Below are 26,202 nucleotides of genomic sequence, written 5' to 3' on the forward strand. Positions count from 1 at the left end.
ATGATTCAGGTTTTTTTATGCCTGAAATTCAAGGATACAAGAAATACAGATTGTGCAGAGTGGTAGTTCAGTTGGTTAGACTATTTACAATAAAGGCGGCCTGTCACGCTGCCGAAGGCTTCGCGAGTTCGAGTCTCGTCCACTCCGCCAACAAACAACGAAAGCCTGAATCGATAGATTCAGGCTTTTTTTGTGCCTGAAATTCAGAGATACAAAAACAGATTGTGCAGAGTGGTAAGCAGCCATCCTTGGCTTTATTAACGATTAGATTTTAGCGAGTGATGTCGGGTAGTTTCTATCTTGAGCTATGCTGCATGCCCGCTTATCTATATCGCTTTCAGAGAGCGTCATGAAACTGGTGTTAGGCTTATTTGAATCACTTAGCTGTGCATATGAATAGTCAAAAAGCTTATGAATGATTTGATCAGCCACTGTGAGTGCTGACGAGGCTTTAACTATTTCAGCTCTGGCATATTGCAGTCCTTCAAAAGATACGTCATATGCGCGTAGAGAGACGTCTTTACCGGGTATTTGTTGTGCACCAAATAAAGGTCTTCCTGCAATAATTGCATTATCAAAACTAGGGATGAAATGACTGATGTGGTTAATGGCTTTTTGAGTTCGGCTATCAGACTCTTGCTCATCCCAACCTTGAATTAGCTTGTTAATAAAGCTTTTATCCAATTTAGGTTGGGCACTGTCATCTGTTGTCTTGGCTAGTCCATTTTTAAATAACGTAATTTCTTCTGTCATGCCATGTAACTGGAAATAACCATCAGGATATGGCGTTAATTGCGCCATGCCCTCTGGTGTTCCGCGTTCCCCATGAAAGACGACTTCTGGCCAACGCTCGCTTTGCTGCCAGTGAGTAATATAAGCGGCTTTAAATTCAACCATACGTTCTTTTGGGGTATCTGCCATGTCATCAATAACACCAGTTCTATAACCACAGGCATTAATCAAATAATCAACTTCGGTTGTCGCTTGATTACCATTTTCAGAATGTGTGATTAACCAAGTGTTATTAGCAGTGTAAGTGACGTTAGTCACTTTAGTATTTATCAGCAAGTTACAAGATGTTGACGCGTTTAGGCTAAGCTCTGTGCTCGCTGCGATACGAAATAAACTCAAGCCGTATTCTTGCACCATTAACAAGGGGAATTTAACGGAATCAAGATCAAGAGTCTTAGCAAGCGGGATCATCCAATCAGAGAATTGAGATATCTCTGAAGGCTGTGATGCATTTTTTAATAACTCGAGATCATCACGGCTAAACATCTGATAATAATCGTCTGCTTCACCGAGTACTTTATTGCTTTGATCTGTTTGAATAAGCGATTTGTAACGTTGGGTGAGTAACTCAAGTCTGGGTAACAATGTTTTGATATTACCGGCATCACGCTGAGGGATAGCAATAACAGTTGGACGCTTATTGATACAATGCGGATAGATTTTCATTGTTGCGATTGATTGTTCTAATAACGTCAGGCATTGGTCATCAGAGATGTCTGGGTAAAGGTTACCGCCAGCATGCAAATGGCATACCGGTGGTCCATTGACTAAGCTAACACCTTCTTCAAATAAAGTGACATTAATGTCTAACCCTGCCAAACGCAGTGCGATGGTGCTACCTGCGATACCACCGCCGATAACTGCAATGCGTTTTGATTTTAGAGTTGAAGGTATGTTCTTGAGCATTCTCTTCGCAACGTATAAATAATTAGATTATTTATTATGCCAATTATTTATACGGGAATGAAACTTATTTTTAGTTAAAGTGCATTTATACTAACTAAATACCGATGTTTTTCAGGTATTCGCACGAACTTTATCCGGTTGCTAACCAGATCCCAACAAACACCATTAGTGAACCTGCAATTTTATTGAGTAAGCGTACATTATTACTTTTTTGTAAAAACAGGCGTAATGTTTGTCCACCACTGGCATACATTAATAAGCAGCTAAATTCGGTAATCAGAATAATGGCAACTAGCACTGATAGTTGCGGAGTCAATGCCTGTGATGGATTAATGAAAGGCGGTAATAGTGAAATCATAAATACCCAACCTTTTGGATTCGCAATCGCTGTTACAAAACCTTGACTGGCCAATTGCATCGGCTTCATCTTGTCTTCAACACTAGCGCTATCTGAGATAGCTAATTTACCTTTTGAACGCCACATTTGGATTCCAAGATAAATAAGATAACTACCACCTAGATATTTAAGTGCTGAGAATGCACTCGGGTATTTCAGCATCACAGTAGCTACGCCAATAACGGCTAAAATAGCAACCAAACCGACCCCTAATAATTCCCCCCACATCATGTGCAAGCTACGCTTTACACCAATAGTCATACCTAATGTCATCGATAACGTCATACACATACCTGGTGTAATTGAAACGAAGAAAAAAGTAGGGATAAACAGTGCTAAAAGTTGTAAATCGATGGCGGACATTAGGCAAACTTAGTTATAGGGATGAGGTTTGATAATATCACTATTCAATTAGTTTTCTGTATTCTATTGTCGAATGAATATAAATTAGCCATTTTTTACTTTGTTAATTTAATCACACTATTCATTTTTAATTTTATCCAAGTATAGGTTTAAAAAATTATCCTTAAGCCTATACTTATTACTTCTGCAATTGTATTTAGTATTTAGACTGGAATGACGCCTTAATGATAAAATTTATTACTTCTCCGCAAGAAATGCGACTCTCTGATGTTGAAACAGCACAGTATGATCAAATCGTAGATTATGTGACTGAAATCAGCTTGAATTTAATGGCTGTTAAAGTCACTAACCGACCTGAAGATTTTCTTGGTTGGTGTAATGAGTTATACAATTATGTGCGTTACGGTATCAATATGGATTTGCTTGATGCAAAACATGAAAAACCGTTACAAAAATTACTGCAGTTATTAGAAGCATCAATTACTTGCCGTCAGGTTAAAACATCACGTATAACACCTTGGCCTTTTTTGAAAAACTTCATACTCGATCAAGCTGAGCGCCAAGCATTACCAGAGCGTCTGCGCTTATTAAACTATATCAGTACATTACGTCTAAGCACGTTAGCAGATATGTCTGACGTAGAACGCCTCGCGTTTGCAGGTAAGCATTTGTCTGCACATGAACCTGCAAAGTTTGACTTTGATGTTGAACTATTCGGTAGCACACGTGGTGCAAAAGGTTTTCACGAATTATTACAACATACTCCATCGCTACTTGATGACGCATTATCTGCAATACCAGCAGAAGGCGATGTAAGCGAAGCCGATTATAAAGAGTTTGTGAAACGCTATATAGCCGCTTTCTCTACATTAGATAAAGCGAAGGCAGGCCTGTTTGCTGCTACGCGTTTATTAGCAATGCGTCGACCTGATGTCTTTATGGTACTTACTGCTACAAAAGTGGATGCGTTATGCCAAGGTCTTGGCTTAGTTAAGTTAAAAGCAACAGACTTTTCTCGTTACTGGGTAGATGTGATTGAAGGACTTCATCGCCAACCTTGGTTTAAATCAGCACAACCTGAAGATGCAACCGAGCTTGAACTGTGGAATAACCGTGTTGTGTTATTTGATCTGTTCTTTTTTGTTGATAAAGATTTCGCTAATAAATCAAATTATCTAAAATTGAAAAATAAGCCTGTGGCTGTTCGTAGCTCAACAGGTGGTCGTACGCGTGCAACGGGTGCTGTACGTCAAAAACGAACTAAAGAAAGCGCAACAGAAGCGGTAGACCGTTTATTGGCTGAAGCTGATTTACCTTCTTATCTACAAAGTAAGCGAGACTCAATGATTGTTGAAGTTGAGAAAGGTAAGAGTGCGACAGAAGTGATGCAGTTGATTCGTGCTATTTTTGGTTAATCTGAAATACAATTTCATTAACTAAGATTGAAATAATAGTAGAAATAAAAAAAGGCTTCATAACGAAGCCTTTTTAGTCTTTGTGTTTTAGTTATTAAAGGCTAATTAGGCCTACAGCTTGCAAGAATACAATTGCAATCGCTACTGGTGATAAGTAACGTAAGCAGAAGATAACCGCTTTATAAGCAAGTTCTGGCAAAGCAAACTCTTCACGCGTGATATTCTCGTTAACAACCCAACCTACTAGTACCGCAGTAAATAGACCTGCAAGTGGTAGCATGATGTTGGCAGTTAGTTTATCCAATGCATCGAAGAAGTTTAGACCCATAACTACATCTTGAGCCCAAGGTGCACCACTTAGTGAGAATACAGTTAGTAGTGACAGAGCCCATATGCTACAACCTGCGACGATAGTTGCTTTAGCTCGAGTTAAACCAAGACGTTCGTTTAAGTATGCTACTGGTGATTCAAGTAGTGCGATCACTGATGTGAATGCAGCGAATGTCACCATGATGAAGAATAGCGTACCAAACAGTGAACCTAGAGGCATTTGACCGAACGCGATAGGTAGTGACACGAATAGTAAACCAGGACCTGCAGAAGGTTCCATGCCGTTAGCAAATACGATTGGGAAGATAGCCATACCTGCGATAAGTGCTACCGCTGTATCCATGATCGCGATCCAGATAGATGTTTTCGCGATTGATGTACCTTCTGGCATATATGCGCCGTAAACCATCATGATACCTGATGATAAACTTAGCGTGAAGAAGGCGTGACCTAATGCAGTCAATACACCGTCAAATGACAGTTTAGAGAAATCTGGTGAGAACATGAATTGTGCTGCTTGACCAAAGTTACCTGTCGCTGCTGCATAAACCATGATGATCGTTAATAGTATAAACAGTAACGGCATTAAGTAGGTTACTGCTTTTTCTAAGCCAGCATTAACACCACGAATCAATACTAACATTGCTGCAATGATAGTAATTGAAGCCCAGATGATTAATTGCGTTGTATCTGTGATTAAACCAGTGAATAACGCACCAATCTCATCTTTATGTGATATCTCAGATCCGACAGTGGCAAGGAAGTCACCGCTGATGCCAAAGAAGATGTAGGCTGCGGCCCAACCGGCAATAACGATATAGAAGCTTAGGATAAGTGAACCAGCGATAACGCCTGATGCACCGAGTAGAGACCAAATACTTGAACCGCCTGATTCCTTGGCAATGGTTGCTGATGCATTTGCTGGTGAAGTACGTGCGCGTTTACCAATCATTACCTCTGCCATCATCACAGGGATACCGATAAGTAGAATGCAGAATAGGTAAACTAGTACGAATGCACCACCACCATTTTCGCCCATAATGTAAGGGAACTTCCAAAGGTTACCTAAACCTACAGCTGCGCCCGCTGCTGCAAGTACATATTTAAATTCGCTAGACCAGCGGTTGTCAATTGTTGTGCTTGTTGTCATTTTCCCATCCTGGGTTGTGTACATATAGTTATGTACATACTAATAACATATTAAAAACACCGATATAAGCTCTTTAATTAGAGGATAACTCTAAAAAGGCTGTTATTTATTTACTTAATACTTACATTCAGTCTTCAGCTGGTTAAAGGTTTCAGTTGGGCGACTCAGTTCAGAGCTAAATGCTTATATTTTGAGTATGCGCTGTATATTGCAGTTTTTTACTATTTTTGCATAGAAGGGCTGTTATTTGATTGTTTTTTATTCTAAGGCGGGTGTTAACTTGAGTGGATAATTTAATAAACCTGAATTAGCGTCCTAATTCAGGTTTATTAAATATAATGTATTTTATTAAAACGTAATTAAGCTGTCGCTGTTACAGTTGAAAGTGCTTTAGATAAATTCTTGATATAGGTATTTGTTAATGTTTCAAATTCAATTTTAACGACAGGTTTCAAACCAATTCCAGCAAGGCTAGGTAGTGGAATTGTAATGAGAGCATCTGTTAATAAGTTAACATCACAGCCTGCTGTTGTTTCTGTTATGATCCATTTGCCAGATACTTTTGCACTATTATTTGTAGTATCACGCGGTTCCCAAACAATCGACTTTGTTACTGAATCACAAGTATATTCACATGCGTAAATTGTTTGTAATTGAATTGGACCTAGACCGATTTTCTTCATTTCCCAGCGGTAAGTATTTGCTGCTTCTTTGATCAAGTTATCTAGATCTGGGAAGTGATTTGTCGATGCTGGTACGTCAGCTAAAAGGTTATAAACGGTATCGATATCTGCAGGTACTGAGAATTTTTTATTAAGTTGTATTTTTACGTCGAAAGCCATTTCAAATTTCCCTTTTATTAATAATAGTGTTTACTTTCTAAGAAATATATCCTAGAAGTGGTATTTTATTTCGCTACATTGCACCACATCGTGAGGGTTGTCAAGAATCAGACGTTGAAATTGAGGGCGTGTATAACGTTTTTTTTCTTATAATACAATAAGCTGAAAGAGTGCGTGGGCAAATTTAGGTGGTTATAATATATATTATAGCTAACCCATGTATGCCATGATGATTAGGCTTGTTTCATATTGCATAAAGATTCAAATTCACGCTGTTCATCAAGTAAATCAGCAAGCGTGTATTGGTCGAGTGTTTTAAGAAAAGCTTCTATACCTGTCTGTAATAGATTCTTTAACTGATAAGTCGGCACTAAGTCGCTGTCTGCAGTATTATCATCAAACCCTTTTAAATTGTTTTCTAACGCTCGAACTAGTTGTCCTACGTTAATTTCTGATGCTGATTTTGCTAACCATATCCCGCCATTTTTTCCTCGAGATGATTTGATGTAGTCTAACGAAGAAAGATGCGCAATCACTTTTGCAATATGATTTCGTGATGCTTGATAGACATCGGCCACTTCTGCAGAACTTGAACGTTGTCCTTTTGGTAGCGTGGATAAATACATTAATGTGCGTATACCAAAATCTGTATAAGTTGTTATCTTCACTTTTATCACCATTAGCAGAGTTATCGTTAATTAATTATGCGCAGAGAGAGCTAGAAATTAGCTAGGATACCGACTCTTTTTCAACTTGATTATTTAGTACTTCTTTACCGTATTTTTGTAAAAACAGTTTAAAACCTTCGAGTAGTTCTCTAGGGTGACTGAACTGACAATAGGTAACGGGATAATCTTGATCGAGTTCTTTTAGCAGTGGACTTTTGATTGGAGCACCACGCCATACGGCAAAAAATACCGGCTTAGGGTGGATTGAACTTAAATTGTAAGAAAGTTCATAGGCATCACTATCATTGGAGGATGTATGAATATAAAGCAGAGCATCAACTACCGATAATAACCGTAAGCGATAATGGCGATAGTTAGCGGGAGTGAATATGATCCCAGTTTGGCGTTGAAAAGCTTGTCTGTAATCATCCTGTACTTCACTTAGATTGAAAGGAAGGAACTCAAGATCGTTAATATTATTCTGTAAGAAAGTAATAACATTATCTAGGATCTTTAAGTGATCTTTATGGATATCTCCCACGTCTTGTTTGACTAATAATTTCATTTTGATTCCCTTTCCTGACGATCGTTAAAATCGGTTGCTAGGGATACAGTTATACGCTGAACTATTAGAAATATTAACCAAGAGATCAAGTTATTTTAGCTTAGATTTAAAATTAGTTAAAAAGTATTAAAAACAAAAACCTAAGCTCAGCTAGAAGGCTTATTTATTCTATCGGGTAAAGTTTATCAAGTGCGATAGAAAGACCATTTTCAGTGACGATACGCACATGATCGCGACGTAGTTTTCGTGGTTCATTGACACCGCAAGAATGCGCAATTAACCCCACCCCATAATGAATATATTTATTATAGTTTGCAACTCGTTGCGCTTTGTCTGCGACATTGAGTCCTTGCTGTAGTTTTGGGTTGTGCGTTGTAATGCCAGTAGGGCAGGTATTTTTATTACATTGCAAAGCCTGAATACAACCTAATGCGAACATGTTACCTCGTGCTGAAACAATACAGTCAGCACCGACTGCTAATGCCCAAGCCACTTTCGATGGAGTAATTAATTTTCCTGAGGCGATGACTTTAACATGCTCGCGTAAATGGTGTTTTTCCAGCATGTCCACTAATAAAGGTAAGCTTTCTTTTAATGGTAAGCCGACATAATCCATCAAGGGTTGGGGGGCCGCGCCTGTACCGCCGTCTGCACTGTCTAATGTCATAAAGTCGGGTGCTGAGCTTACGCCGCGTTGATTAATCTCGGTGAGTAAATCATCCAGCCATTGGCAGTGACCAAGCACAAACTTAAAGCCGACCGGTTTGCCTGTCACTTGGCGAATACGCTCGACCATATCAAGAATATCACTGACATTTTTTATTTCTGGGTGTGCATTTGGGCTAATCGAGTCTTCACCGACGGGAATGCCGCGGATCTTGGCTATTTCAGCTGTAACCTTTTTGCCGGGTAAGATCCCGCCTTTACCTGGTTTGGCACCTTGGCTGAGTTTTATTTCGAACATCTTAATTTGTTCTATTGCTGCAAGGGATTTTAGTTTTTCATCACTTAATTGGCCATTGTCATCGCGGACACCATATTTTGCTGTGCCTATTTGATAAACCAGATCTGCGCCGCCAGCAAGGTGATGAGCGGATAAACCGCCTTCACCGGTATTTAACCAGCAACCAGCTGCTTTGGCGCCATGCGATAATGCCAATACCGCGGGTTTTGAAATTGCGCCGTAACTCATGCCTGAAATATTGAATAGTGAGCTTATTGAGTAGGGCTGTGGGCAATTAGCACCTATGGTAATTGCTTGCGGCGGGATAGCATCTTCAGTTAACGTTGGAAAGGCGCAGTTCATGAACATGATCGTGCCGACTTGGTCAAGATTACGGGTGGAGCCAAACGCGACGGTTCTATCGACATTTTTTGCTGCGCGGTATACCCAAGATCGTTCAGCTCGATTAAAAGGCATTTCTTCACGATCTTGGGCAAAGAAGTATTGGCGAAAGAACTCACCTTGTTTTTCAAATAAATATCGAAATCGACCGATGACGGGGTAGTTATGTCTGATCGCTTGTTTGGTTTGTATCTTATCTACTATATACATGTAGATAATACTGATGATCCCAACTCCGAGTACTAAGATGAATAGGCCTGTCATAATATCGAGGCCGTACAGTAGCATATCAATTTGCGATTTAAATTCTGGCTGCATAGGTCATACCCTTATTGAATTGTATCCTTAAGTTAAGAATACAATGAAGGTTACTGCATAACTAATAACAATTTAATAACATGTTTGTGGTCATTCTATTAGGGTAAATGATTATGACGCTCAGCGATTATGCGGTGACAAGCTCTTTCGCTATTTTCTGTAATAGATAGGTTTCGCGTTCAATGGATAGACCCGCTTTTGGGTAGCTCTCTATCACTTCAAGATTATGTGCAATCGCTTCATGGATATTGATCCACATTGCGCTTACGCCATTCTTAATTTCATTTTCTTCTAATCTTGGCGAACCTAGCTGTTTGTTGGCATCGCAAGTAAAGCAGTAGGAAAGCATTTGAATACTGTCAAAGTCACCTTTACACCAAGGACGCATTTCTTCATAACAACCGTAAGGGACGACGTTATGAATGTTTTCAGCGCCAGTTTCTTCTTCTACTTCACGAATTAACGCGGTAACAATGTCTTCACCTTCATGCATGCCGCCACCGGGTAAGCTGTAATCATGATAGCGGGCGGTGAAGATCAGTAAGATCTCTTCACCTTGGGTAATGATGCCACGTGCAGCTATCCGTTGCTCAGTGCTTTTAGGGGCTGTGACGTCTGGATGAATAGTAGAACGAAGGACGGACATTTGATTGATCATGATGAATGGCTCTTGTCGTTATTTAATTTGATGACTTCATTTACGTCGTGGTAATTGTAATTGGCGGTTTTTTTTCGCGTAGACAACTAAGCTTATAAGCCAGTAATTGTCGAACTGGATTTCAAACAGGCCGCTATAGTAACACATTCATACATTGTCACTGCAATATGTAAATTTATGCTTACCGATATAGTAATTAGTTGGACTTTTCTTAAATATTAAAACCAACAATTAGAGTTTTAACTCTATGCTTTTGGTCGCGAAAATGTCGCTAAAATACGTTAATTTCAACTAAAACACCCACTTTGTGGGTAAATATATCGTTTGGCTAAAATTGTTTCTAAACGACATATTACGACCTGTCACAATACATTAACATCCTCGGCATACCCAAATAATAACAACAGGATTTATGTAATGAAAAGCAATTTGAAAGTGACTTCATACCTTAGTTCAGCAATCGCGCTGGCATTGGCTACTGCATCTAGCTCTGTACTTGCTGCTGGTTTCCAAGTTGGCGAACATTCAGCAACTGGCCTTGGCCGTGCTAACGCAGGTGAAGGCGCAATCGCTGATACTGCATTAGTATTGACGAAAAACCCAGCTGCAATGACGATGTTTGATAAAATTACGGTATCAAGTCAACTTGCGTTCATTGCCCCTGATGTTAATACAGATTATAGCTATGACACTTGTACTACGAAACTTGAAGGCCCACGGGGCGATAAAAAAACCGTAGAAACTTGTGTTACAAGTAATGGTAGTGAAAATGATTATGCGCCAGACCAATTCGTACCAAGTTTTGCCGCTATCATGCCTATCAATGATAAAGTAGCTGTTGGTTTTGCTATGTTCTCTAACTACGGAACGGGGACTGAATTGAGTAATGATTTCGATCTAGGCGATATTGGCGGCACTACAAGTATTATTACGGTTAATAGTAGCTTTAATCTAGCATATAAAGTAAATGATTTATTAAGTGTTGGTGCTGGTTATGACTTAGTTGTTGGCCAAGCTGAAATGGCTAGAGACACAGGTAGCTCTGTTACTGGTGCTTTTGACATGAAAGGTAATGCTATTGGTCACGGTTGGAATGTTGGCACATTATTTACGATTAATGATAATAACCGCTTAGCATTAACTTACCGTTCTGCTGTTGATATGGGTTTTGAAGGTGAATTTACTGGTAGTGGTATTGGCTTTGATCCTGGCACTACAACTGGAACGGCGGAAGGTACTGTTGATATAACGTTACCTGCAATGGCAGAGCTAGCTGGCTACCATAAATTAACAGATACATTTGCTGTTCATTATAGTGCCATGTGGACGCAGTGGAGTTCATTAGAAGATTTGACGGCGACAAGTGCTGATTGTGATGGTGCTATGTTTGAGAAAGGTACTTGTTTTGAAAAGCCTTTGCATTACTCGGATAGTATACGTTACGCAGTAGGTACAACAGCATACGTATCTGAGTCAATTACATTACGTATGGGTTACGCATATGATCAACAAGCGGGTGAAGCTGTTGTAGTCATGCCTGATACTGCTCGTCATCAGATTTCTGCTGGCATGAGCTACGCGGTAAGCGGAACTATGAGTTTTGATTTAGGCGCTGCTTATATTTTGGGTGAAGAAGTTACTTTCACTGAAGATAGTGTAGGACCTAAAAATGAAGAGTTCACTTCAACAGCGACAGCTATTATCGTATCTGCACAAATGAACATGGTATTCTAATCTGAGTTAATAACCAGATAGATACAAAAAGGTCCAGCTAATGAATTAGCTGGACCTTTTTGTTATGGCGTATTTTTATTTGTAATCGAGGTGATTAAATTAACCTTTCTGCGCTTTACTAAAACGCACTAAATCCGCGTTGTTATTCAGTAAATCTTTAAAGAACGGGTTTTGGTAAAGGTCTTTTAAGCTGCCCTTATAAAACTTAACGCGTGATTTAGTTGGATACGGTTCAAAGTGTAGGTCTTGAAAAAATGACGCGATTGCAGGCGTGCGCGTTGGCAAGATAACAGATGAAAATTTACCATCCAAATCCAATACCATTCTAGCGGCCACACTGTTGTCAAGAAAACAGAAAGATACGATCAAACCAGCATTGTTAGAAATGTAGTGGCCGACAATAGCATTCTCATTCATCAGTAAACTGACTGAATAATGTGATTCTGGAAACGCGGTCATTGTTTCTACTAACGGTTCATTATAAAAGTGCTCGTGACCTTTGCTTACCACATCAGCTTGTTTCTCAGATAGGCGAGTATAATCAATAACAACAATATCAGTAATGCTAACAGGATAGAAAGACGGTCTAGCGCCAACTTCAGTGGCTTTGGTTTTACTGACTGATTTCTTTTCTTGTTCACTCATTTCATAGCCTTCAGCAAAAAAACGAGCGATAGCGATACGGCGTAAAAAAGAAGGTTCACGTTTGCCATTTTCCCAGAGGGATAATGTGGTCTGTGAGAGACCAGTAAACTCTTTATGTGAATTAGCTAACTGTGATACGAAGTCAAACTGAGACAGTTTATGATCTTTGCGAGTCTGACGTAACTTAGTGCCAAAACATTCTTTTTTAAACATTTATTGTCCTTGGTACTAAAGCGTTAGTGGTTATATTATTGATTATACAATATAACACTAATTATTAAGATAATAGAATTAAACTTGATGTGCCAGAGTGTAATGCTGTACTATTACGCCATTACAGCTTGATGGCAAGGTTTTATTAATTATGATTAATGAGTTATTCCGAAAGATCGCTAATGAAGATGATATATCTCTAATCCTTCCCTTGTTGCTTTCAGCAGAAGAATTAAACGCTGTTAATGCGCGAACTCTGGTTTATAAAGAACTGTTACTGGCTGAAAAGTCACAACGTGAAATAGCTAAAACACACGGCATTAGTATTGCCACGATCACTCGTGGTTCAAATAATTTGAAATCCATGAGTGATAAAGAAAAAAAATTATTACAAACATTATTAATTGGGAAGTAGGACTATGTCGGAAGTTATGACAGCAAATCAGGAAGCACAACCATCTTCACTCGGTGGTATATTTATTATTACGGGTACCAGTATCGGTGCGGGGATGTTTTCTCTACCAGTATTAACCTCAAACATGTGGTTTGGTTGGGCGGTATTGTTCTTATGTGTATCTTGGTATTGCATGTACAGCTCTGCATTGTACTTACTTGAGGCGAACCAAAAATTTAAGCATGGCGTTAATTTTGATTCGATGACCAAAGCATTATTACCAACATCATTACGCATGCTGAATGGTTTGTCTGTGTTGTTCGTGAGTTATATCTTGGTTTATGCCTATATTTCCGGTGGCGGCTCAATGTTGGGGCATAGCTTGGAGTCTGGTCTGGGTATTGAGATCGATCAGTCTGTTGCCAGTTTTGTATTTGCGGTGTTATTAGGCCTGATCGTGAGCTTTAGTACCAAAGCGGTTGATCGTTTCACGTCAGCAATGCTGGGTGGCATGGTGATCACCTTCAGTATTGCGATTTACAGCTTACTGAGCGGTGCTGACTTTTCGTTATTACAGCCGTTTGCTGAAATGACTGAACGTCTGCCTTATAGCTGGGCTGCGATCCCGTCATTAATGGTGTGCTTTGGTTTTCATTCTAATATCCCAAGCTTGGTAAAATATTATAATAAAGACAGCTCGAAAGTGGTTAATTCAATCCGTTACGGTAGCTTGCTAGCGCTTACTATCTATTTGATCTGGTTGTTAGCAAGCTTTACTGTGATTGGCCGTGACGGCTTTGCCAGTGTTATTGCACAAGGCGGTAATATGGGCGCGTTAGTGTCGGCATTAGAGTCTGCTGGCTCAGGTGCGACACTGGCGGTGACATTGCAGCTGTTTGCTAACTTTGCCGTCGCGACATCATTCTTGGGTGTGGCGTTAGGTTTGTTTGATTTCTTAACCGACCTGCTTAAACTTGACGACACTTTATCGGGTCGTAGCAAAACAGCATTAGTGACGTTTGTGCCGCCGATGATTGGTGGGGTATTATTTCCTAATGGCTTTATCTATGCGATTGGTTATGCTGGCTTTGCTGCTGCGGTATTTGCTTTGTTTACCCCTGTTGCGTTAGCATTTCAGGCGCGTAAACATTTACCAAGCACTGACTTCCTTGTTCCAGGTGGTTACGCTCGTATGGCTACAGTACTGGTATTTGCCGTGTGTGTTGTTAGTTTCCAGGTTCTTTCTATGATGGGCCTATTAGCTTAATTTAAAGTTAGGTCGTTAGTGTATTGCCGTTAGTGAGTGTTCATTAACGGCGAACTCGCTAATTAATCGGCTTAAATTTAGATAATAATGTTTATTATCCCGATTAGCTTTGAGTTAATCCTATTTTATTACGTATAATAAAGCATATTTTGATTACGTGACTCTAACATGAATTATTCCTTTTCTCGCATTGCTGCTATTTCTACGCTGGTTTTCTCCCTGTCGGGCTGTTTTGATATTGCCGACATTCCCAAATTACATTCTTCATGGAAAGTTGCTGGCGCGACATCTGAAAATAGCGAACAAGCTGGTTTTGTTACTGATACGATCGCGACATGTCCGGTATTTATAGACAATATGACCGTGACAAGTGATACGTTACCCGCTGAATTTAGCATTACCGATTGGAATATTTATAAGCAAGAAGATGACAACTGGCGTCGTGAGTTGACGAAGTTAATTGAAGATACTGATTTGATTGTCTTGCAAGAAGCAAAGTTAAGCTTTTTGTTAGCACAACTGATGCAACAACATCAATTGAGCTGGACCCAAGTCGAAGCATTTAGCGTTTATAATCAATCAATGGGTGTATTAACGGCAAGTCGTGTTGCGCCTATCTCTGTTTGTAAGCAAGCAATCACAGAGCCTTGGTTACGTTTCCCTAAATCGACATTGATTAGTTACTACCCTTGGGCTGGCAGTGACGAACCGCTGCTTGTCGCCAACATGCACATGATTAATTTCACCTTAGGTGTCGATGAGTTTAATCAACAGCTAGAAGGGGTTATTGCGGTGATCCGTCAGCATGATGGCCCGGTGATCATGGCTGGTGATTTTAATACTTGGACCAATAAGCGCTTAGAGCAATTGCATACGATGACAACCAGTGTCGAATTACAAAAGTCAGTCTATCAACAAGACGTACGTAGAACAGCATTTGGTAATCCGCTTGATGATATTTACTATAGAGGCATGCAACAGCTAAGTGCATCGTCTTATGAGACCGATGCATCAGATCATAATCCAATTGTAGCGCGCTTTGGTCCGCTATTTTAGCATCTTGAGTAATTTGCGTAGATAGAGGGAATCAACATGATGGATAAATTTAAACAGCAGTACCCAATTATTGTCGACGATATTGTGCGTTGGGGTGACATGGATGCGTTTGGTCACGTTAATAATACTGTGTATTTCCGTTACTTTGAGCAAGCGCGTATTGGCTATTTTGAGAAAATACAAGCAATGGCGTATATGCAAGAACACGGTATTGGTCCTATTTTAGCTGCAACGAATTGCCGTTTTAAAGCGCCGTTAAAGTCACCTGATACCATTCAAATTGGTGCGACTGTGTCAGAATTTGCTGCGCATAAGCTAATCATGAAATATGCGGTGTGGAGTAATACCTTACAACGTGTGGTTGCTGAAGGGGAAGGTGTTATTGTATTTGTAGATTACCGCGCGCATAAGAAAATGCCGGTACCTGTAGATATTGTTGATAAGATTAAGGTGCTACAGCCAGACTTATTTACTGCTTAACTGAGCTTTACTGTACTTAGCTAAAGTAAGTCAAAATAAGTAAAAGTAAGGCAAAAAAAAGCAGACTAAATAACTTTAGTCTGCTCACAGTCTTATGTTTTTACAACGCTGTTGTAATTAAAGGCTGTTTTTCGCTGCGTTTTCATTTAAGAATAGGCAACCAAGTGTGAATGCATTCTGTTGGAATTTTTTCAGACCCGTTTCAGCAAAATCAACAAAGATCGGGTGATCTTGTAATAGTTGCTTGTAGAACGTTTGTGAAACCATGTTCACTTCAACGCTAGTTACAAGTTGGATCGCCGCTTCAGCTTTAAAGCTTGTTGAGCTACCACTAAACTTGCCTTTTGTTAGACGCTCTTTGATCACAACATTTTCAATTTTATAATCTGTCATTAACTGGGCAAATTCTTTATGAAACTGACGCATTTGATACGCTTCAGTTGAACTTGCTAAGGTAATTTTTCTTTTACGACATTCAATAAGTTCGAAGATTCCTTCTTTTAAAGATAGGAAACATAGATTTACTTCATTGCCTGCTAGTTCAACACTACAAATTCTCATTAAATAACTCACCATAGATAAAGATAACTTCGCTATTATAACCACTTTGTTGTCAGTTAACATGGTTATCGTTGTTTCGTTGTGAATTTATACGATAGCATATCCTCTTAAAACGACTTAATTGTAAGGAAACATAATGACATATTTACCTTGTGTTGAAATTGAACCTAAACAAGCTGCAAACGCGAGTGTTATTTGGTTACACGGACTGGGTGCTAACGGCCATGATTTTTCTGGTGTGGTACCGATGATCGCATTATCTAGCGAACATCAAGTGCGTTATGTTTTCCCACATGCACCAGAAATCAAAGTAACGATTAATAATGGTTACAAAATGCCAGCCTGGTATGACATTCTGGCGATGACGTTAGAGCGTCAAATTGATATGCCTGGTTTGATGGCGAGTGTTGAACAGGTACAAAATTTGATCCAGCGTGAAATTGACCGAGGAATTGATAGTGATCGGATCATTGTTGCTGGTTTTTCTCAAGGTGGTGCAGTGGCTTATCAAAGTGCATTAACCTTTACCAAACCACTCGCTGGACTGATGGTCATGTCGAGTTATTTCGCAACGGCTAAAACCATTAAACCGCATCAGCATAATCTCGCGCTACCGGTTCATATTTATCATGGAAGCGCGGATCCGGTTGTTGCTGAGTCGCTGGGATTGGATGCGATGAAATATTTACAAACCTTAGGTTATCAGCCGCAGTATCATAGTTACGTTGCAGAGCATACGGTTACTGCGCAGCAGATAAATGATATATCACAACATATACAGCAGTTTTTATCGATTAATAGTGCAAGCTAGCGTTCACTCCGCGAGTTTTAAACTACCGAGATTGAATTGAACTAGGTAGTTTACGCCACAATTTTTTTGTTATCAGGATCACAATGACAGAGATTTTTAAGGTCGTTGTGATCTCATTTATGACGATTGCATCTATGCTTAAAGTTCCTAGTATTATTGATAAGATTGAGCTATGCATCAGAATAAAAACCGTAACTTAAGTGATGTTAATAATAATGTGTTAATTGATAATTTTGTTGCGATTAATGACATTCATAATCCAGATATTGAATTTCTTCAAGAGAGTCAATCTAATCAAGATAGCGAAAATGTTGAAGTCACGCTGGCGACTAAAATGAACTTTGTCAGACAGGTTTGGTTGGCCGGATTGGGGGCATATAGCCATAGTATTGATGAGCTCAATACGGCTGGTGAAAAATCGTCAATGTATTTTGAAGAACTGTTGAGTCAAGGAGAGAAAGTCGATAGTGCTTTTAAATTACGTACCACAGGGGAGCATATATCCTTGCATGGTTTAGAAAAATTGATTCAGCGAACTTATGCAAGATTAACTGGCGTTGAAAGTGATAAAATGAAGCAGTTGAACGATAAACTCGATGCTTTACTGGCAGAACTAGCAGATAAAAAATAAACCACTTCGAGGGTGTCTGAAGTGGTTTATGCCGTTAAATTTACGCGGTAATACGATTAATCTTCGGCGAGCAATTTGCCTAGATATTCACATGCATTAGCTCTGATTGGCATAAAGTAGACATTATCGTCTCTGGCTTGCACTTTTTTGATCATGGCGCGGCCAAACTTAATGTTCCATTCTTTGGTTGGTTCGAAATCACTTGGAAAAACCACATCATTTTTGTTTTCCCAATATGATTGACTGGTTTCGCTATGAATTGGACTCATCCCCCAAAATACTTCCGTACCTTGCAGCATATCCATGTATACATCGAGAAATTTCAAATCAAAAAATGGTTGGGTGAAAAAACCATCAACACCAGCATCAATTTTATCGTGAATATAATCGAGCTCTTTACGCATGCTGGTTCGATATTGATCGATCGCCGCGTAAACCTTCATATATGGCAGTTCTTTTTTGATAATACGAATGAGTTCACATGAAGTATTACGGTAAGTGCGATGTGAGATATCCTGTGGTGGGTCGCCTTCGACGACAAGTACAGAATTGATCTTACTGTGACGGAAAAAATCCGTTAATGGAAAGCCGTTTCGTAGATCAAAATCGATTGCGCGTAGGTGGGGAATAACTTCATCAAACTTGTCTTGTAAGCGATCGCAAGCATCCCAGCTACGGACATCAAAGCGCAATAAGTCTGGAATGTTCAGCGTATTTATTTGACCAAACTGGCTAACTTCTTCGACTTCAGTATTTAAGGTTTCCCATGAACGGGGTACAAGCTCTATTGAGTATTTCAAATTACATCCCTTTTTGTTATCAACAGTCCTGGTTGATAATCCTTTTAATACCCAAACTCGGCTCCGCGTGTTTGGGCTTTTTCAATCATTGATATAGTTTGTATAACTATGTCTTATTTATTTGCTGCTAACTGCTGTAACCAAGCAATTTCAGCGGCCCAAATAGTATCATCTATTGTTTCCAATACCATAGGTATACCATTAAAGCGCTCATCCTGCATGATAAATTTGAAGGCTTCTTCACCAATAAATCCTTGGCCTAAGCTGTGATGGCGATCAACTTTTGTGCCTAGCTCAACTTTACTGTCATTAATGTGCATACCTGCAAGGTATTCAAAGCCGACAATACGTTCAAAATCATTAAAGGTTTGCTCACAAGCAGCAAAAGTACGTAAGTCATATCCAGCAACAAAGGTGTGGCAAGTATCAATACACACACCAACACGGCTTTTATCTTCGACTTGCTCAATGATCTCGGCTAGATGCTCAAAACGGTAACCTAAATTAGTCCCTTGACCTGCGGTGTTTTCGATCACAGCTTTTACTGATGTTGATTTTTCCAGTGCTAAGTTAATTGATTCGGCTACGCGTTTTAAACTTTCTGATTCCGATATCTTTTTTAAGTGGCTACCTGGGTGGAAGTTAAGCAAAGTTAAACCTAGCTGTTCGCAACGGTGCATTTCATCATAAAAAGCATTACGTGATTTCTCTAAGGCTTCTGCTTCGGGATGGCCGAGGTTAATCAAATAAGAATCGTGAGGTAAAATCTGTGCCGGAGTAAAATTGTAGCGTTTACAATTGGCTTTAAACTTACGGATATCATCCGGGCTCAGTGCTTTTGCATCCCAGCGGCGTTGGTTTTTGGTAAATAGAGCAAATGCAGTAGCCCCTAAATCGTGCGCGTTTTTAGGGGCATTCCACACGCCACCGGCTGCGGATACGTGCGCGCCAATAAATTTAGTCATTTTTTGCTCCATTGTTTTGGGTATTCATCATTTTTAGTCAATTTCGTGACAAAACAGTTTTAAAGGAGACTTTTTACGATAAAATTAGTTTTTTGGCAATGCTAATCTTTGGGAATTATGAATGAAAACTTGGGCAGAATTTTTGTTGCATGAGCAACAGCAACCGTACTACTTAGCGCTAGATAACTTTATCGCAGCAGAAAGAGCGGCTGGAAAAGTGGTTTATCCTAAACAAGACGATGTATTTCAAGCATTTTCATTAACGCCGTTAAAAGATGTCAAAGTGGTAATTTTAGGGCAAGACCCTTATCACGGACCAGATCAAGCCCACGGTTTGTGTTTTTCGGTATTACCAGGTATTAAGATCCCGCCTTCACTGCGTAATATGTATAAAGAACTGACAACCGATATCGACGGCTTTGCCACACCTGACCACGGTTATTTAATCGAATGGGCGCAACAAGGTATTTTAATGTTAAATACCGTGCTAACCGTCGAGCAAGCGCAAGCACATTCACATGCAAAATCGGGTTGGGAGACGTTCACTGACCATGTGGTTGAGCAGTTAAACCAGCAAGATGAAGAGATCATTTTTGTCCTATGGGGTAATCATGCCAAGAAAAAGGGCCGCCATATTGATCGCAGTCGCCATCATGTTTTAGAGGGCGTGCACCCATCACCATTGTCAGCCAGTCGTGGTTTCTTCGGTAGCCAGCATTTTTCTGCTATTAATAACCGCTTGCAAGCTCGTCAACAAACGCCGATCAATTGGCAAGTTAGCGCAGTTGAGACGCTGGTCTAAATTACATCTTTATAGGTAAATAGTGAACTCGATCAAAGTAACTAATACTATGTAGGTATAAAGTGGGAGGAGATAATTTCAAATTGGAGTTTATATGTTATCTCTCATTACCAAAGATCATGAACAAGTAGAGCAATTGTTAAATGTACTAACTGAGCAGCTAGCAGAACTCGAATCTGAACAGCAGGGTGTTAATTTTAAATTGATGGACGATATTGTTCATTATTTACGTAATTATATTGACCGTTACCATCACCCGAAAGAAGATCTAATTTATTCTTATTACCTCGAGCATTATGTCGAAGATGCTGATATGCCCAATCGTTTAGCATCGGAGCATCAAAGTTTAAACTTCCTGAGTCGTGAACTTTCAAGTGTTTTAAATATGATCCAACTTGATTCTGTGATGCCATTTGACGAGCTAGCGGTACAATTAAGAGGTTTTGTTGATAAGCAACGCAGTCATATTCAATATGAAAACAATGTTGTCATGCCGTTAATGGCAGAGAAATTCACGCCAGATGACTGGTGTCATATTGAACATTTGTGGAAAAATGGCGATGTGCAAGATGTGAAAACATTCGCGACATATAATGAGGCTTATGATCGGCTGAAGCAGCGGATTGTTAACGCTGGATTTATGCACGAAGCAGAAGAAGAGCTTTGTTTGATATAATTACTGAATGGCCGTTGTTGTGGTGCTAAAGATCTTATTCAATAGCTAACATTAAACGAGCTACATAAAAACAGAAGCAAAAAGCCGCATATGATGCGGCTTTTTTTATTAAGCGATAAGATCAGAGTAGTAACTTAAAGGATCGTTATAACCGTCCATTTCCTTTTCTAAATTAAGCTTATCTTTAATAGCTTCAATCTCACGCCATTTACGTTTTGACACTGATTTTGTTTCTTTTTTTGTATTTTCTATCGACACTTGATTTATTCCTTCCATGGGATCACCTTTGTAATGATAGTTACCCTCTCTCTATAGCATTTTTTTCATGTCTGTTGTCATATTTAGCTATGGATTTGAGTGCCAGATCACGGAAAAAGACCTAGAATGAAAAAGGCATAAATTGTTTATCCAAAATTCGCTTGAAATTTGACGTGTATATATCTCATTAGGATAGCGATTGCGACTTCAATAATTTTAACGCCTGTTTCTTAACAATTTATTGGTTTTTTGTGTTATATTCCGCGCCATGTTTAGCTGGTGGTGTTATTTTTACTACTATCTATAGATTTTAATAAGAGTTTGGAAGGGAAAATATGACGGAAGTTATCGACTTTATAAATGGCTTGTTGTGGGGCTCTGTACTGATTTATCTACTTATCGGCACAGGTTTGTATTTTACCATTAAATTAGGTTTTATCCAGTTCCGCCACTTTACTCATATGTTCTCTGTTCTTGCTGGTAGCCGTAAGAGCAGCAATGAAGGTGTTTCATCATTTCAAGCGCTATGCACAAGTCTAGCAGCGCGTGTTGGTACGGGTAACCTTGCTGGTGTTGCCGTCGCAATTACTGCTGGTGGTCCAGGTGCAGTATTCTGGATGTGGTTAATTGCTGTTATAGGTATGGCAACCAGTTTTGCCGAGAGTTCATTAGCGCAATTATTTAAAACCAAAGATGTTGATGGCAATTTCCGTGGTGGCCCCGCTTACTACATGGAAAAAGGCTTAGGCCGTCGTTGGATGGGCGTTGTATTCTCAATCTGCTTAATCGTGGCATTTGGTTTAGTATTTAATGCAGTGCAGTCAGATGCGATTGCTAACTCAATGAATAATGCGTTTGGTTTTGATAAAACCATCGTGGGTATCGTCTTAGTGGTATTCACTAGTGTTATTATTTTTGGTGGTCTACGTGTGATTGGTGCATTCGCTGAGATCGTGGTGCCATTCATGGCGTTGGCTTATATCCTCATTGCTTTTGTTGTTGTGGCAATGAACATTTCAGAATTACCTGCGGTATTTGAATTAATCATTAAATCTGCATTCGGCTTAGATGAAGCTGCTGGTGGCGCACTTGGTGTTGCTATGATGCAAGGTATTAAACGTGGTTTGTTCTCGAATGAAGCGGGTATGGGTAGCGCGCCAAATGCTGCGGCAAGTGCGGCTCCATTCCCTAATCACCCTGCATCACAAGGTTATGTGCAGATGTTAGGTGTGTTCATTGATACTATCGTTATCTGTACAGCGACAGCATCTATTATTCTACTGTCTGATCTTGGTGATACATCAGGGATTGGTGGTATCGAATTAACCCAACATGCATTGTCATCTCATGTCGGTGATTGGGGTAGTACCTTTGTTGCTATTGCTATTCTATTCTTCGCATTTACGTCAATTGTAGCAAACTACTCGTATGCAGAAACCAGTATCTTATTCTTGAACCGTGATTCAAAAGTAATGGTTTGGATCTTCCGTGTTGCGGTATTAGGGATGGTGATGTTTGGTGCGGTTGCTAAATCAGATCTGATTTGGAATATGGCTGATGCCTCAATGGGCCTCATGGCGCTGGTCAATATCATTGCCATCTTGATGTTATCTAAATTTGTTATCATTATCGCTAAAGATTACAACAAGCAATTAGATGCAGGCAAGACGCCGACATTTGATAGTTCAGAATACCCTGAAATAGATAAAATAATTAACAGTGAAATTTGGAATGCTAAACTGAAAAAATAGCATTAAATTGCTTTTTAAATTAGTGTTTTAAAATTAGAAAAAGCCACTCATTTTAGTAATGAGTGGCTTTTTTATTAGGTATTAATTGCGCGGTAATGAAATTGTATTAAATTTGTTTAATCCTAGGAGTTAGAGTTTTAGCTCTACCTTCTTTGTGGTTAAATTAACTTTCATACCGACTCATATAGGATCAAGTCATGAATAAATTAGCAACTCTCGCTTCTGCAATGCTATTAAGTTTCTCTGTTAATGCTGCACAGGAAGTGTCTGGCGTTTCAGTACCAGATAATGTATCTGTTGAAGGCACATCACTTAATTATCAAGGGGCCGGTGTTCGTAGTAAATTCTTCATTGATCTGTATGTTGGTTCGCTATTTACACAAGCAGCGGATAAAGATGTAATAACCAGCCAAGCTGTAAGCGCAATTCGTCTTAATATCATTTCAGGTCTTATTACCTCTGAGAAAATGGTAACGGCGATCAACGAAGGTTTTGACGGGGCTACAGCAGGTAATACAGCTCCTATCGCAGCTGAAATCGCTGAATTTATTGGCGTGTTTAGTGCTGAAATTGCCAAAGGCGACCAATTTACGCTAGTGAGTACACCAGGCACAGGTTTGGTAACGTATAAAAATAATGAAAAGTTATCGACGATTAATAACGATGTATTTCGTCAAGCGGTACTGTCTATTTGGTTGGGTGATGAGCCAGCTGATGATGACTTGAAAGAGGATATGCTTGGGCTGTAATGTTCTCAGAAGTTTAGGTTGCAGTTTACGCTGTAATTGAATATTACCAAGTAATAATAAAAATGGCTTACGGTTAAGAATGAAATCTTAGCGTAAGCCATTTTTATGCCTGAATTATTTATCAGCCATAGGTAGCTGTAAACCACTATCTAGATGTTTGGTCGATAGTAGTCGTTGTTAAGTATTGACCTTGGTGACATCAACATAGAGACGTAGCGCTTGTCCTGGTTGAATATACTTCTGATTAGCCAATCCGTTCCAGCGTACAACATCCTTAACTTTTACGTTAAATTTATCGGCAATACGTGCAAGTGAATCACCTTGACGGACCTTGTAGGTAATATTACGCATAATGCCTTTATCGTTAGCACTGCCTTTTTTCTTACCTTGCCACACAACCAGCTTTTGATTGATCTTCAAAGCGTCTTTAGGCGCGATATTGTTCCATTTTGCTAGGCTCTTATAATTAACTTTGTAGGCACGTGAAATGTCCCATAAGTTATCACCTGACTGTACTTTATGGACAACTTTGAAACGACCTGCAGGTTTATCTTGGCGGCGGGTGATACGCGATGATTCACTAAATTTATAATAATCGAGATCTTTAGCGGCCATTGGGATCAATAACGCTTGGCCAATCTTGATCATGCTGCTATCTAGATTGTTTACCGAAGCAATGATCTTGCTAGAAGTATTATAGTTCTGGGCAATTTCACCTAGGCTATCGCCTGATTTAACTTTATAACGTACCCAGTTTAAGCGGCCTTTAGCATCTGTCTTTGCTAGTGCAGCTTCAAATTTTTCGACATTCTCATTCGGGATTAATAATGTATGTGGCCCATCAGGCGCTGTTGCCCATTGGTTAAACCCTGGATTAAGACGCTGTAGTTCCGCCACGTCCATGCCTGCTAAGTCGGCAGCAAGCGCTAAATCAATTTGACTGTCTACGTCCACTTGCTGAATAGCGGGCTCGTTATCAATCACAGGTAGCGTCAGGTTATATTTTTCAGCATTTTGTAAAATATCCGCGAGTGCTAATAATTTCGGTACGTATGCTTCCGTTTCAGGTGGTAGCGATAACGACCAGAAGTCTGTTGCTAAACCGGCTTTTTTATTACGCTGAATAGAACGACCGACGCGACCTTGGCCAGAGTTATACGAAGCCAGGGCCTGTAACCAGTCACCATCGAAACGACGGCTTAGGTATTCCATATAGGTTAGTGCTGCACTTGTTGATGCGAGTACGTCACGACGTCCATCGTACCACCAGTTTTGCTCTAGGCCGTATTGTGTTGCTGTACCGGGCACAAACTGCCACATACCAGATGCACTGCCGTGTGAATAAGCAAATGGGTCGAAGGCACTTTCTACTACGGGCAGTAAGGCGAGCTCAAGTGGTAAGTTACGACGTTCAAGTTCTTCAACAATAAGATATAAAAATGGTTCGGCGCGTTGGGATACGGTTTTTAAATGCTGCGGATGGTCTAAAAACCACTTACGGTGTTTGGCGATACGGGCATTATCCGGAATCGGAATGGTCATTTGCTCAGCAATGCGAACCCAGACATTGTCAATTGGCTCGACGGTAACGTCTTCGGCTACAATGAGTTTGGCAATCTTTTCTTCTGTTGCAATATCTAAACCGCTATCTGCATTGCTGGCTTTTGGAGATGGGGCAACGACAGGTGTTAGAGTTGTTTGCACATCGTTACTGTGATCTTCAGGCGTCATTTGACACCCGGTCAGTAATATCAATACCGGAATGGATAATTTAAATTTCATATACATCTTATATTAGTGAAAAACAGGGGTATGCTAATCGGCAATAACAGACAAAGCAAGTTTATCATTTATGCCGTTCAGCGATATATTTTCGTTAAAAATGGTCTTTCCAGGCTCTTAATGCTGTGAATACCGCTTGTTCGCTGGTCAGAATATCAAGCAGTTTATGTTCCATCGCCATACTGACCGTTGCTTCGTTAGAACGTAAGAAAACATTGATTTCCTTTTCGTTTTTAAGGCTGTTCGGCACCGTTGGCAATCCGCGTTGACGCAGTTTTGCGGTATGCTCAATGTGTTTTTTTAGCTCGTTGTTTTGTGGCTCTACGGCATAGCAAAACATTAAGTTTACTTGGGTATATTCGTGCGCTGGGTAGACTAAAATATTTTCATCTAAAGCTTTAATACGCTGTAATGAAGCGAACAGCTCTGCTGCGCTGCCATCTAGGATTCGACCACAACCACCAGAAAATAACGTATCACCAGAGAACAACATAGCTTGGTTATAATAAACGACATGCTCACGCTTGTGCCCTGGAGTCGCCATTACGGTCAATGCTAAACTATGCTCAAGTAAGCTTAACTGGCTATTTTCAGTGACCACTGTGACAGATGCTGCAACGTCGATAGCGATTGATGAATAGACTTGCACTGGATGCAACGTTGCTGCAAGAATGTCGCTAATACCATCGATATGATCATAGTGGTGATGGGTAATTAAAATCGCATCGAGAATTAAATGCTGCTGATGAATGACTTGTAGTACGGCTTCGGCTTGGCCGGGATCAACGATACAGCAGTGATTATTTTTAGTATTTTTGATCAACCAAACATAATTGTCGTTAAATGTTGGTATAGAAATGACTTCAAGCATTGCATCG

At 39.8% G+C, this 26,202-nt stretch carries 27 protein-coding genes; 12 read left to right on the top strand and 15 right to left on the bottom strand.

Features of this window, described 5'->3' with window-relative positions; all coding sequences use genetic code 11:
• Positions 1–264: 264 nt before the first annotated feature.
• Positions 265–1,698: an FAD-dependent oxidoreductase gene (locus CXF93_RS20480; protein WP_101064360.1), complete on the bottom strand. Its 1,434-nt coding sequence runs from the start codon at positions 1,696–1,698 to the stop codon at positions 265–267.
• A 130-nt stretch (positions 1,699–1,828) separates the two neighbouring features.
• On the bottom strand, positions 1,829–2,458 hold the full coding sequence (locus CXF93_RS20485) for a LysE family translocator (RefSeq protein ID WP_101064361.1): 630 nt from the start codon (positions 2,456–2,458) through the stop codon (positions 1,829–1,831).
• Positions 2,459–2,682: 224 nt separating this feature from the next.
• On the opposite strand from CXF93_RS20485, the gene CXF93_RS20490 reads away from it, so the two are divergent.
• Positions 2,683–3,873: a hypothetical protein gene (locus tag CXF93_RS20490; protein ID WP_101064362.1), complete on the top strand. Its 1,191-nt coding sequence runs from the start codon at positions 2,683–2,685 to the stop codon at positions 3,871–3,873.
• 94 nt (positions 3,874–3,967) lie between these two features.
• Here the strand turns inward: CXF93_RS20490 and CXF93_RS20495 are convergent, their stop codons facing one another.
• From CXF93_RS20495 to CXF93_RS20520, 6 genes are all read right to left on the bottom strand, one after another.
• Positions 3,968–5,353 (bottom strand): sodium-dependent transporter, encoded by a 1,386-nt coding sequence (locus tag CXF93_RS20495; RefSeq protein WP_101064363.1) that lies wholly within the window; start codon positions 5,351–5,353, stop codon positions 3,968–3,970.
• Between the two features lie 359 nt (positions 5,354–5,712).
• The gene (locus CXF93_RS20500) at positions 5,713–6,195 is read right to left on the bottom strand and encodes an SRPBCC family protein (protein ID WP_101064364.1); all 483 of its coding nucleotides are present in this window, start codon (positions 6,193–6,195) and stop codon (positions 5,713–5,715) included.
• Positions 6,196–6,428: 233 nt separating this feature from the next.
• Positions 6,429–6,863: an Rrf2 family transcriptional regulator gene (locus tag CXF93_RS20505; protein ID WP_101064365.1), complete on the bottom strand. Its 435-nt coding sequence runs from the start codon at positions 6,861–6,863 to the stop codon at positions 6,429–6,431.
• Between the two features lie 61 nt (positions 6,864–6,924).
• Positions 6,925–7,428, bottom strand: coding sequence for a hypothetical protein (locus CXF93_RS20510; protein ID WP_101064366.1), 504 nt, complete (start codon positions 7,426–7,428; stop codon positions 6,925–6,927).
• 163 nt (positions 7,429–7,591) lie between these two features.
• Positions 7,592–9,091, bottom strand: coding sequence for an FMN-binding glutamate synthase family protein (locus CXF93_RS20515; RefSeq protein ID WP_101064367.1), 1,500 nt, complete (start codon positions 9,089–9,091; stop codon positions 7,592–7,594).
• A 127-nt stretch (positions 9,092–9,218) separates the two neighbouring features.
• Positions 9,219–9,749, bottom strand: a complete 531-nt coding sequence (locus CXF93_RS20520) for an NUDIX hydrolase (RefSeq protein ID WP_101064368.1) — start codon at positions 9,747–9,749, stop codon at positions 9,219–9,221.
• A gap of 417 nt (positions 9,750–10,166) precedes the next feature.
• Here CXF93_RS20520 and CXF93_RS20525 point away from each other — a divergent pair, with 417 nt between their 5' ends.
• Positions 10,167–11,483: an OmpP1/FadL family transporter gene (locus CXF93_RS20525; protein ID WP_101064369.1), complete on the top strand. Its 1,317-nt coding sequence runs from the start codon at positions 10,167–10,169 to the stop codon at positions 11,481–11,483.
• Positions 11,484–11,582: 99 nt separating this feature from the next.
• Here the strand turns inward: CXF93_RS20525 and CXF93_RS20530 are convergent, their stop codons facing one another.
• Positions 11,583–12,341 carry a helix-turn-helix transcriptional regulator gene (locus CXF93_RS20530; protein WP_101064370.1) on the bottom strand — a complete coding sequence of 253 codons (759 nt, stop codon included), beginning with the start codon at positions 12,339–12,341 and terminating at the stop codon, positions 11,583–11,585.
• A gap of 151 nt (positions 12,342–12,492) precedes the next feature.
• Here CXF93_RS20530 and trpR point away from each other — a divergent pair, with 151 nt between their 5' ends.
• The 4 genes from trpR to CXF93_RS20550 all read left to right on the top strand — a co-directional run bounded on the left by trpR (position 12,493) and on the right by CXF93_RS20550 (position 15,538).
• Positions 12,493–12,756 (top strand): trp operon repressor, encoded by a 264-nt coding sequence (gene trpR, locus CXF93_RS20535; RefSeq protein WP_101064371.1) that lies wholly within the window; start codon positions 12,493–12,495, stop codon positions 12,754–12,756.
• Between the two features lie 4 nt (positions 12,757–12,760).
• Positions 12,761–14,002, top strand: coding sequence for an aromatic amino acid transport family protein (locus CXF93_RS20540; RefSeq protein ID WP_101064372.1), 1,242 nt, complete (start codon positions 12,761–12,763; stop codon positions 14,000–14,002).
• Between the two features lie 168 nt (positions 14,003–14,170).
• Entirely contained in the window at positions 14,171–15,058 is an 888-nt protein-coding gene (locus CXF93_RS20545; protein ID WP_101064373.1) for an endonuclease/exonuclease/phosphatase family protein, read from the top strand.
• A 36-nt stretch (positions 15,059–15,094) separates the two neighbouring features.
• Complete coding sequence (locus tag CXF93_RS20550) at positions 15,095–15,538, top strand: thioesterase family protein (protein WP_232784275.1); 444 nt, start codon at positions 15,095–15,097, stop codon at positions 15,536–15,538.
• A 117-nt stretch (positions 15,539–15,655) separates the two neighbouring features.
• Here CXF93_RS20550 and CXF93_RS20555 read toward each other — a convergent pair whose 3' ends face one another.
• On the bottom strand, positions 15,656–16,099 hold the full coding sequence (locus CXF93_RS20555; RefSeq protein ID WP_232784276.1) for a DUF3010 family protein: 444 nt from the start codon (positions 16,097–16,099) through the stop codon (positions 15,656–15,658).
• A 136-nt stretch (positions 16,100–16,235) separates the two neighbouring features.
• Here CXF93_RS20555 and CXF93_RS20560 point away from each other — a divergent pair, with 136 nt between their 5' ends.
• On the top strand, positions 16,236–16,910 hold the full coding sequence (locus tag CXF93_RS20560; protein WP_101064375.1) for an alpha/beta hydrolase: 675 nt from the start codon (positions 16,236–16,238) through the stop codon (positions 16,908–16,910).
• Between the two features lie 172 nt (positions 16,911–17,082).
• Complete coding sequence (locus CXF93_RS20565; RefSeq protein ID WP_101064376.1) at positions 17,083–17,541, top strand: phasin family protein; 459 nt, start codon at positions 17,083–17,085, stop codon at positions 17,539–17,541.
• 56 nt (positions 17,542–17,597) lie between these two features.
• Here CXF93_RS20565 and CXF93_RS20570 read toward each other — a convergent pair whose 3' ends face one another.
• Together CXF93_RS20570 and nfo are read right to left on the bottom strand one after the other, a co-directional pair.
• Positions 17,598–18,341, bottom strand: coding sequence for a methylenetetrahydrofolate reductase (locus CXF93_RS20570; RefSeq protein ID WP_101064377.1), 744 nt, complete (start codon positions 18,339–18,341; stop codon positions 17,598–17,600).
• A 113-nt stretch (positions 18,342–18,454) separates the two neighbouring features.
• A complete protein-coding gene (gene nfo, locus CXF93_RS20575) occupies positions 18,455–19,306 on the bottom strand; it encodes a deoxyribonuclease IV (RefSeq protein ID WP_101064378.1) in 852 nt (283 codons plus the stop codon).
• 121 nt (positions 19,307–19,427) lie between these two features.
• On the opposite strand from nfo, the gene ung reads away from it, so the two are divergent.
• Positions 19,428–20,108 (top strand): uracil-DNA glycosylase, encoded by a 681-nt coding sequence (gene ung, locus CXF93_RS20580; RefSeq protein WP_101064379.1) that lies wholly within the window; start codon positions 19,428–19,430, stop codon positions 20,106–20,108.
• Positions 20,109–20,202: 94 nt separating this feature from the next.
• The gene (locus tag CXF93_RS20585) at positions 20,203–20,784 is read left to right on the top strand and encodes a hemerythrin domain-containing protein (protein WP_101064380.1); all 582 of its coding nucleotides are present in this window, start codon (positions 20,203–20,205) and stop codon (positions 20,782–20,784) included.
• 108 nt (positions 20,785–20,892) lie between these two features.
• Here the strand turns inward: CXF93_RS20585 and CXF93_RS20590 are convergent, their stop codons facing one another.
• Positions 20,893–21,060 (bottom strand): DUF3545 family protein, encoded by a 168-nt coding sequence (locus tag CXF93_RS20590; RefSeq protein WP_101064381.1) that lies wholly within the window; start codon positions 21,058–21,060, stop codon positions 20,893–20,895.
• A gap of 317 nt (positions 21,061–21,377) precedes the next feature.
• Here CXF93_RS20590 and CXF93_RS20595 point away from each other — a divergent pair, with 317 nt between their 5' ends.
• Entirely contained in the window at positions 21,378–22,793 is a 1,416-nt protein-coding gene (locus CXF93_RS20595) for a sodium:alanine symporter family protein (RefSeq protein WP_101064382.1), read from the top strand.
• A gap of 197 nt (positions 22,794–22,990) precedes the next feature.
• Complete coding sequence (locus CXF93_RS20600; RefSeq protein ID WP_101064383.1) at positions 22,991–23,542, top strand: chalcone isomerase family protein; 552 nt, start codon at positions 22,991–22,993, stop codon at positions 23,540–23,542.
• 177 nt (positions 23,543–23,719) lie between these two features.
• On the opposite strand, the gene CXF93_RS20605 is transcribed toward CXF93_RS20600, so the two are convergent.
• Both CXF93_RS20605 and gloB read right to left on the bottom strand, forming a co-directional pair.
• Positions 23,720–25,324 (bottom strand): LysM peptidoglycan-binding domain-containing protein, encoded by a 1,605-nt coding sequence (locus CXF93_RS20605; RefSeq protein ID WP_101064627.1) that lies wholly within the window; start codon positions 25,322–25,324, stop codon positions 23,720–23,722.
• 94 nt (positions 25,325–25,418) lie between these two features.
• The gene (gloB, locus tag CXF93_RS20610) at positions 25,419–26,195 is read right to left on the bottom strand and encodes a hydroxyacylglutathione hydrolase (RefSeq protein ID WP_101064384.1); all 777 of its coding nucleotides are present in this window, start codon (positions 26,193–26,195) and stop codon (positions 25,419–25,421) included.
• Positions 26,196–26,202: the final 7 nt, after the last annotated feature.

Source organism: Moritella sp. Urea-trap-13 (genome assembly GCF_002836355.1).
Classification (GTDB): Bacteria; Pseudomonadota; Gammaproteobacteria; order Enterobacterales; family Moritellaceae; genus Moritella.

What these genes read in the sequence shown, in the direction of transcription:
- CXF93_RS20485 (WP_101064361.1), bottom strand. Translation starts at nt 2,458, where the DNA reads ATGTCCGCCATCGATTTACAACTTTTAGCACTGTTTATCCCTACTTTT.
- CXF93_RS20595 (WP_101064382.1), top strand. Translation starts at nt 21,378, where the DNA reads ATGACGGAAGTTATCGACTTTATAAATGGCTTGTTGTGGGGCTCTGTA.
- nfo (WP_101064378.1), bottom strand. Translation starts at nt 19,306, where the DNA reads ATGACTAAATTTATTGGCGCGCACGTATCCGCAGCCGGTGGCGTGTGG.
- CXF93_RS20525 (WP_101064369.1), top strand. Translation starts at nt 10,167, where the DNA reads ATGAAAAGCAATTTGAAAGTGACTTCATACCTTAGTTCAGCAATCGCG.
- CXF93_RS20495 (WP_101064363.1), bottom strand. Translation starts at nt 5,353, where the DNA reads ATGACAACAAGCACAACAATTGACAACCGCTGGTCTAGCGAATTTAAA.
- CXF93_RS20530 (WP_101064370.1), bottom strand. Translation starts at nt 12,341, where the DNA reads ATGTTTAAAAAAGAATGTTTTGGCACTAAGTTACGTCAGACTCGCAAA.
- CXF93_RS20600 (WP_101064383.1), top strand. Translation starts at nt 22,991, where the DNA reads ATGAATAAATTAGCAACTCTCGCTTCTGCAATGCTATTAAGTTTCTCT.
- CXF93_RS20555 (WP_232784276.1), bottom strand. Translation starts at nt 16,099, where the DNA reads ATGAGAATTTGTAGTGTTGAACTAGCAGGCAATGAAGTAAATCTATGT.
- ung (WP_101064379.1), top strand. Translation starts at nt 19,428, where the DNA reads ATGAAAACTTGGGCAGAATTTTTGTTGCATGAGCAACAGCAACCGTAC.
- trpR (WP_101064371.1), top strand. Translation starts at nt 12,493, where the DNA reads ATGATTAATGAGTTATTCCGAAAGATCGCTAATGAAGATGATATATCT.
- CXF93_RS20605 (WP_101064627.1), bottom strand. Translation starts at nt 25,324, where the DNA reads ATGAAATTTAAATTATCCATTCCGGTATTGATATTACTGACCGGGTGT.
- gloB (WP_101064384.1), bottom strand. Translation starts at nt 26,195, where the DNA reads ATGCTTGAAGTCATTTCTATACCAACATTTAACGACAATTATGTTTGG.
- CXF93_RS20515 (WP_101064367.1), bottom strand. Translation starts at nt 9,091, where the DNA reads ATGCAGCCAGAATTTAAATCGCAAATTGATATGCTACTGTACGGCCTC.
- CXF93_RS20565 (WP_101064376.1), top strand. Translation starts at nt 17,083, where the DNA reads ATGCATCAGAATAAAAACCGTAACTTAAGTGATGTTAATAATAATGTG.
- CXF93_RS20560 (WP_101064375.1), top strand. Translation starts at nt 16,236, where the DNA reads ATGACATATTTACCTTGTGTTGAAATTGAACCTAAACAAGCTGCAAAC.
- CXF93_RS20550 (WP_232784275.1), top strand. Translation starts at nt 15,095, where the DNA reads ATGATGGATAAATTTAAACAGCAGTACCCAATTATTGTCGACGATATT.
- CXF93_RS20500 (WP_101064364.1), bottom strand. Translation starts at nt 6,195, where the DNA reads ATGGCTTTCGACGTAAAAATACAACTTAATAAAAAATTCTCAGTACCT.
- CXF93_RS20520 (WP_101064368.1), bottom strand. Translation starts at nt 9,749, where the DNA reads ATGATCAATCAAATGTCCGTCCTTCGTTCTACTATTCATCCAGACGTC.
- CXF93_RS20585 (WP_101064380.1), top strand. Translation starts at nt 20,203, where the DNA reads ATGTTATCTCTCATTACCAAAGATCATGAACAAGTAGAGCAATTGTTA.
- CXF93_RS20590 (WP_101064381.1), bottom strand. Translation starts at nt 21,060, where the DNA reads ATGGAAGGAATAAATCAAGTGTCGATAGAAAATACAAAAAAAGAAACA.
- CXF93_RS20545 (WP_101064373.1), top strand. Translation starts at nt 14,171, where the DNA reads ATGAATTATTCCTTTTCTCGCATTGCTGCTATTTCTACGCTGGTTTTC.
- CXF93_RS20540 (WP_101064372.1), top strand. Translation starts at nt 12,761, where the DNA reads ATGTCGGAAGTTATGACAGCAAATCAGGAAGCACAACCATCTTCACTC.
- CXF93_RS20480 (WP_101064360.1), bottom strand. Translation starts at nt 1,698, where the DNA reads ATGCTCAAGAACATACCTTCAACTCTAAAATCAAAACGCATTGCAGTT.
- CXF93_RS20490 (WP_101064362.1), top strand. Translation starts at nt 2,683, where the DNA reads ATGATAAAATTTATTACTTCTCCGCAAGAAATGCGACTCTCTGATGTT.
- CXF93_RS20510 (WP_101064366.1), bottom strand. Translation starts at nt 7,428, where the DNA reads ATGAAATTATTAGTCAAACAAGACGTGGGAGATATCCATAAAGATCAC.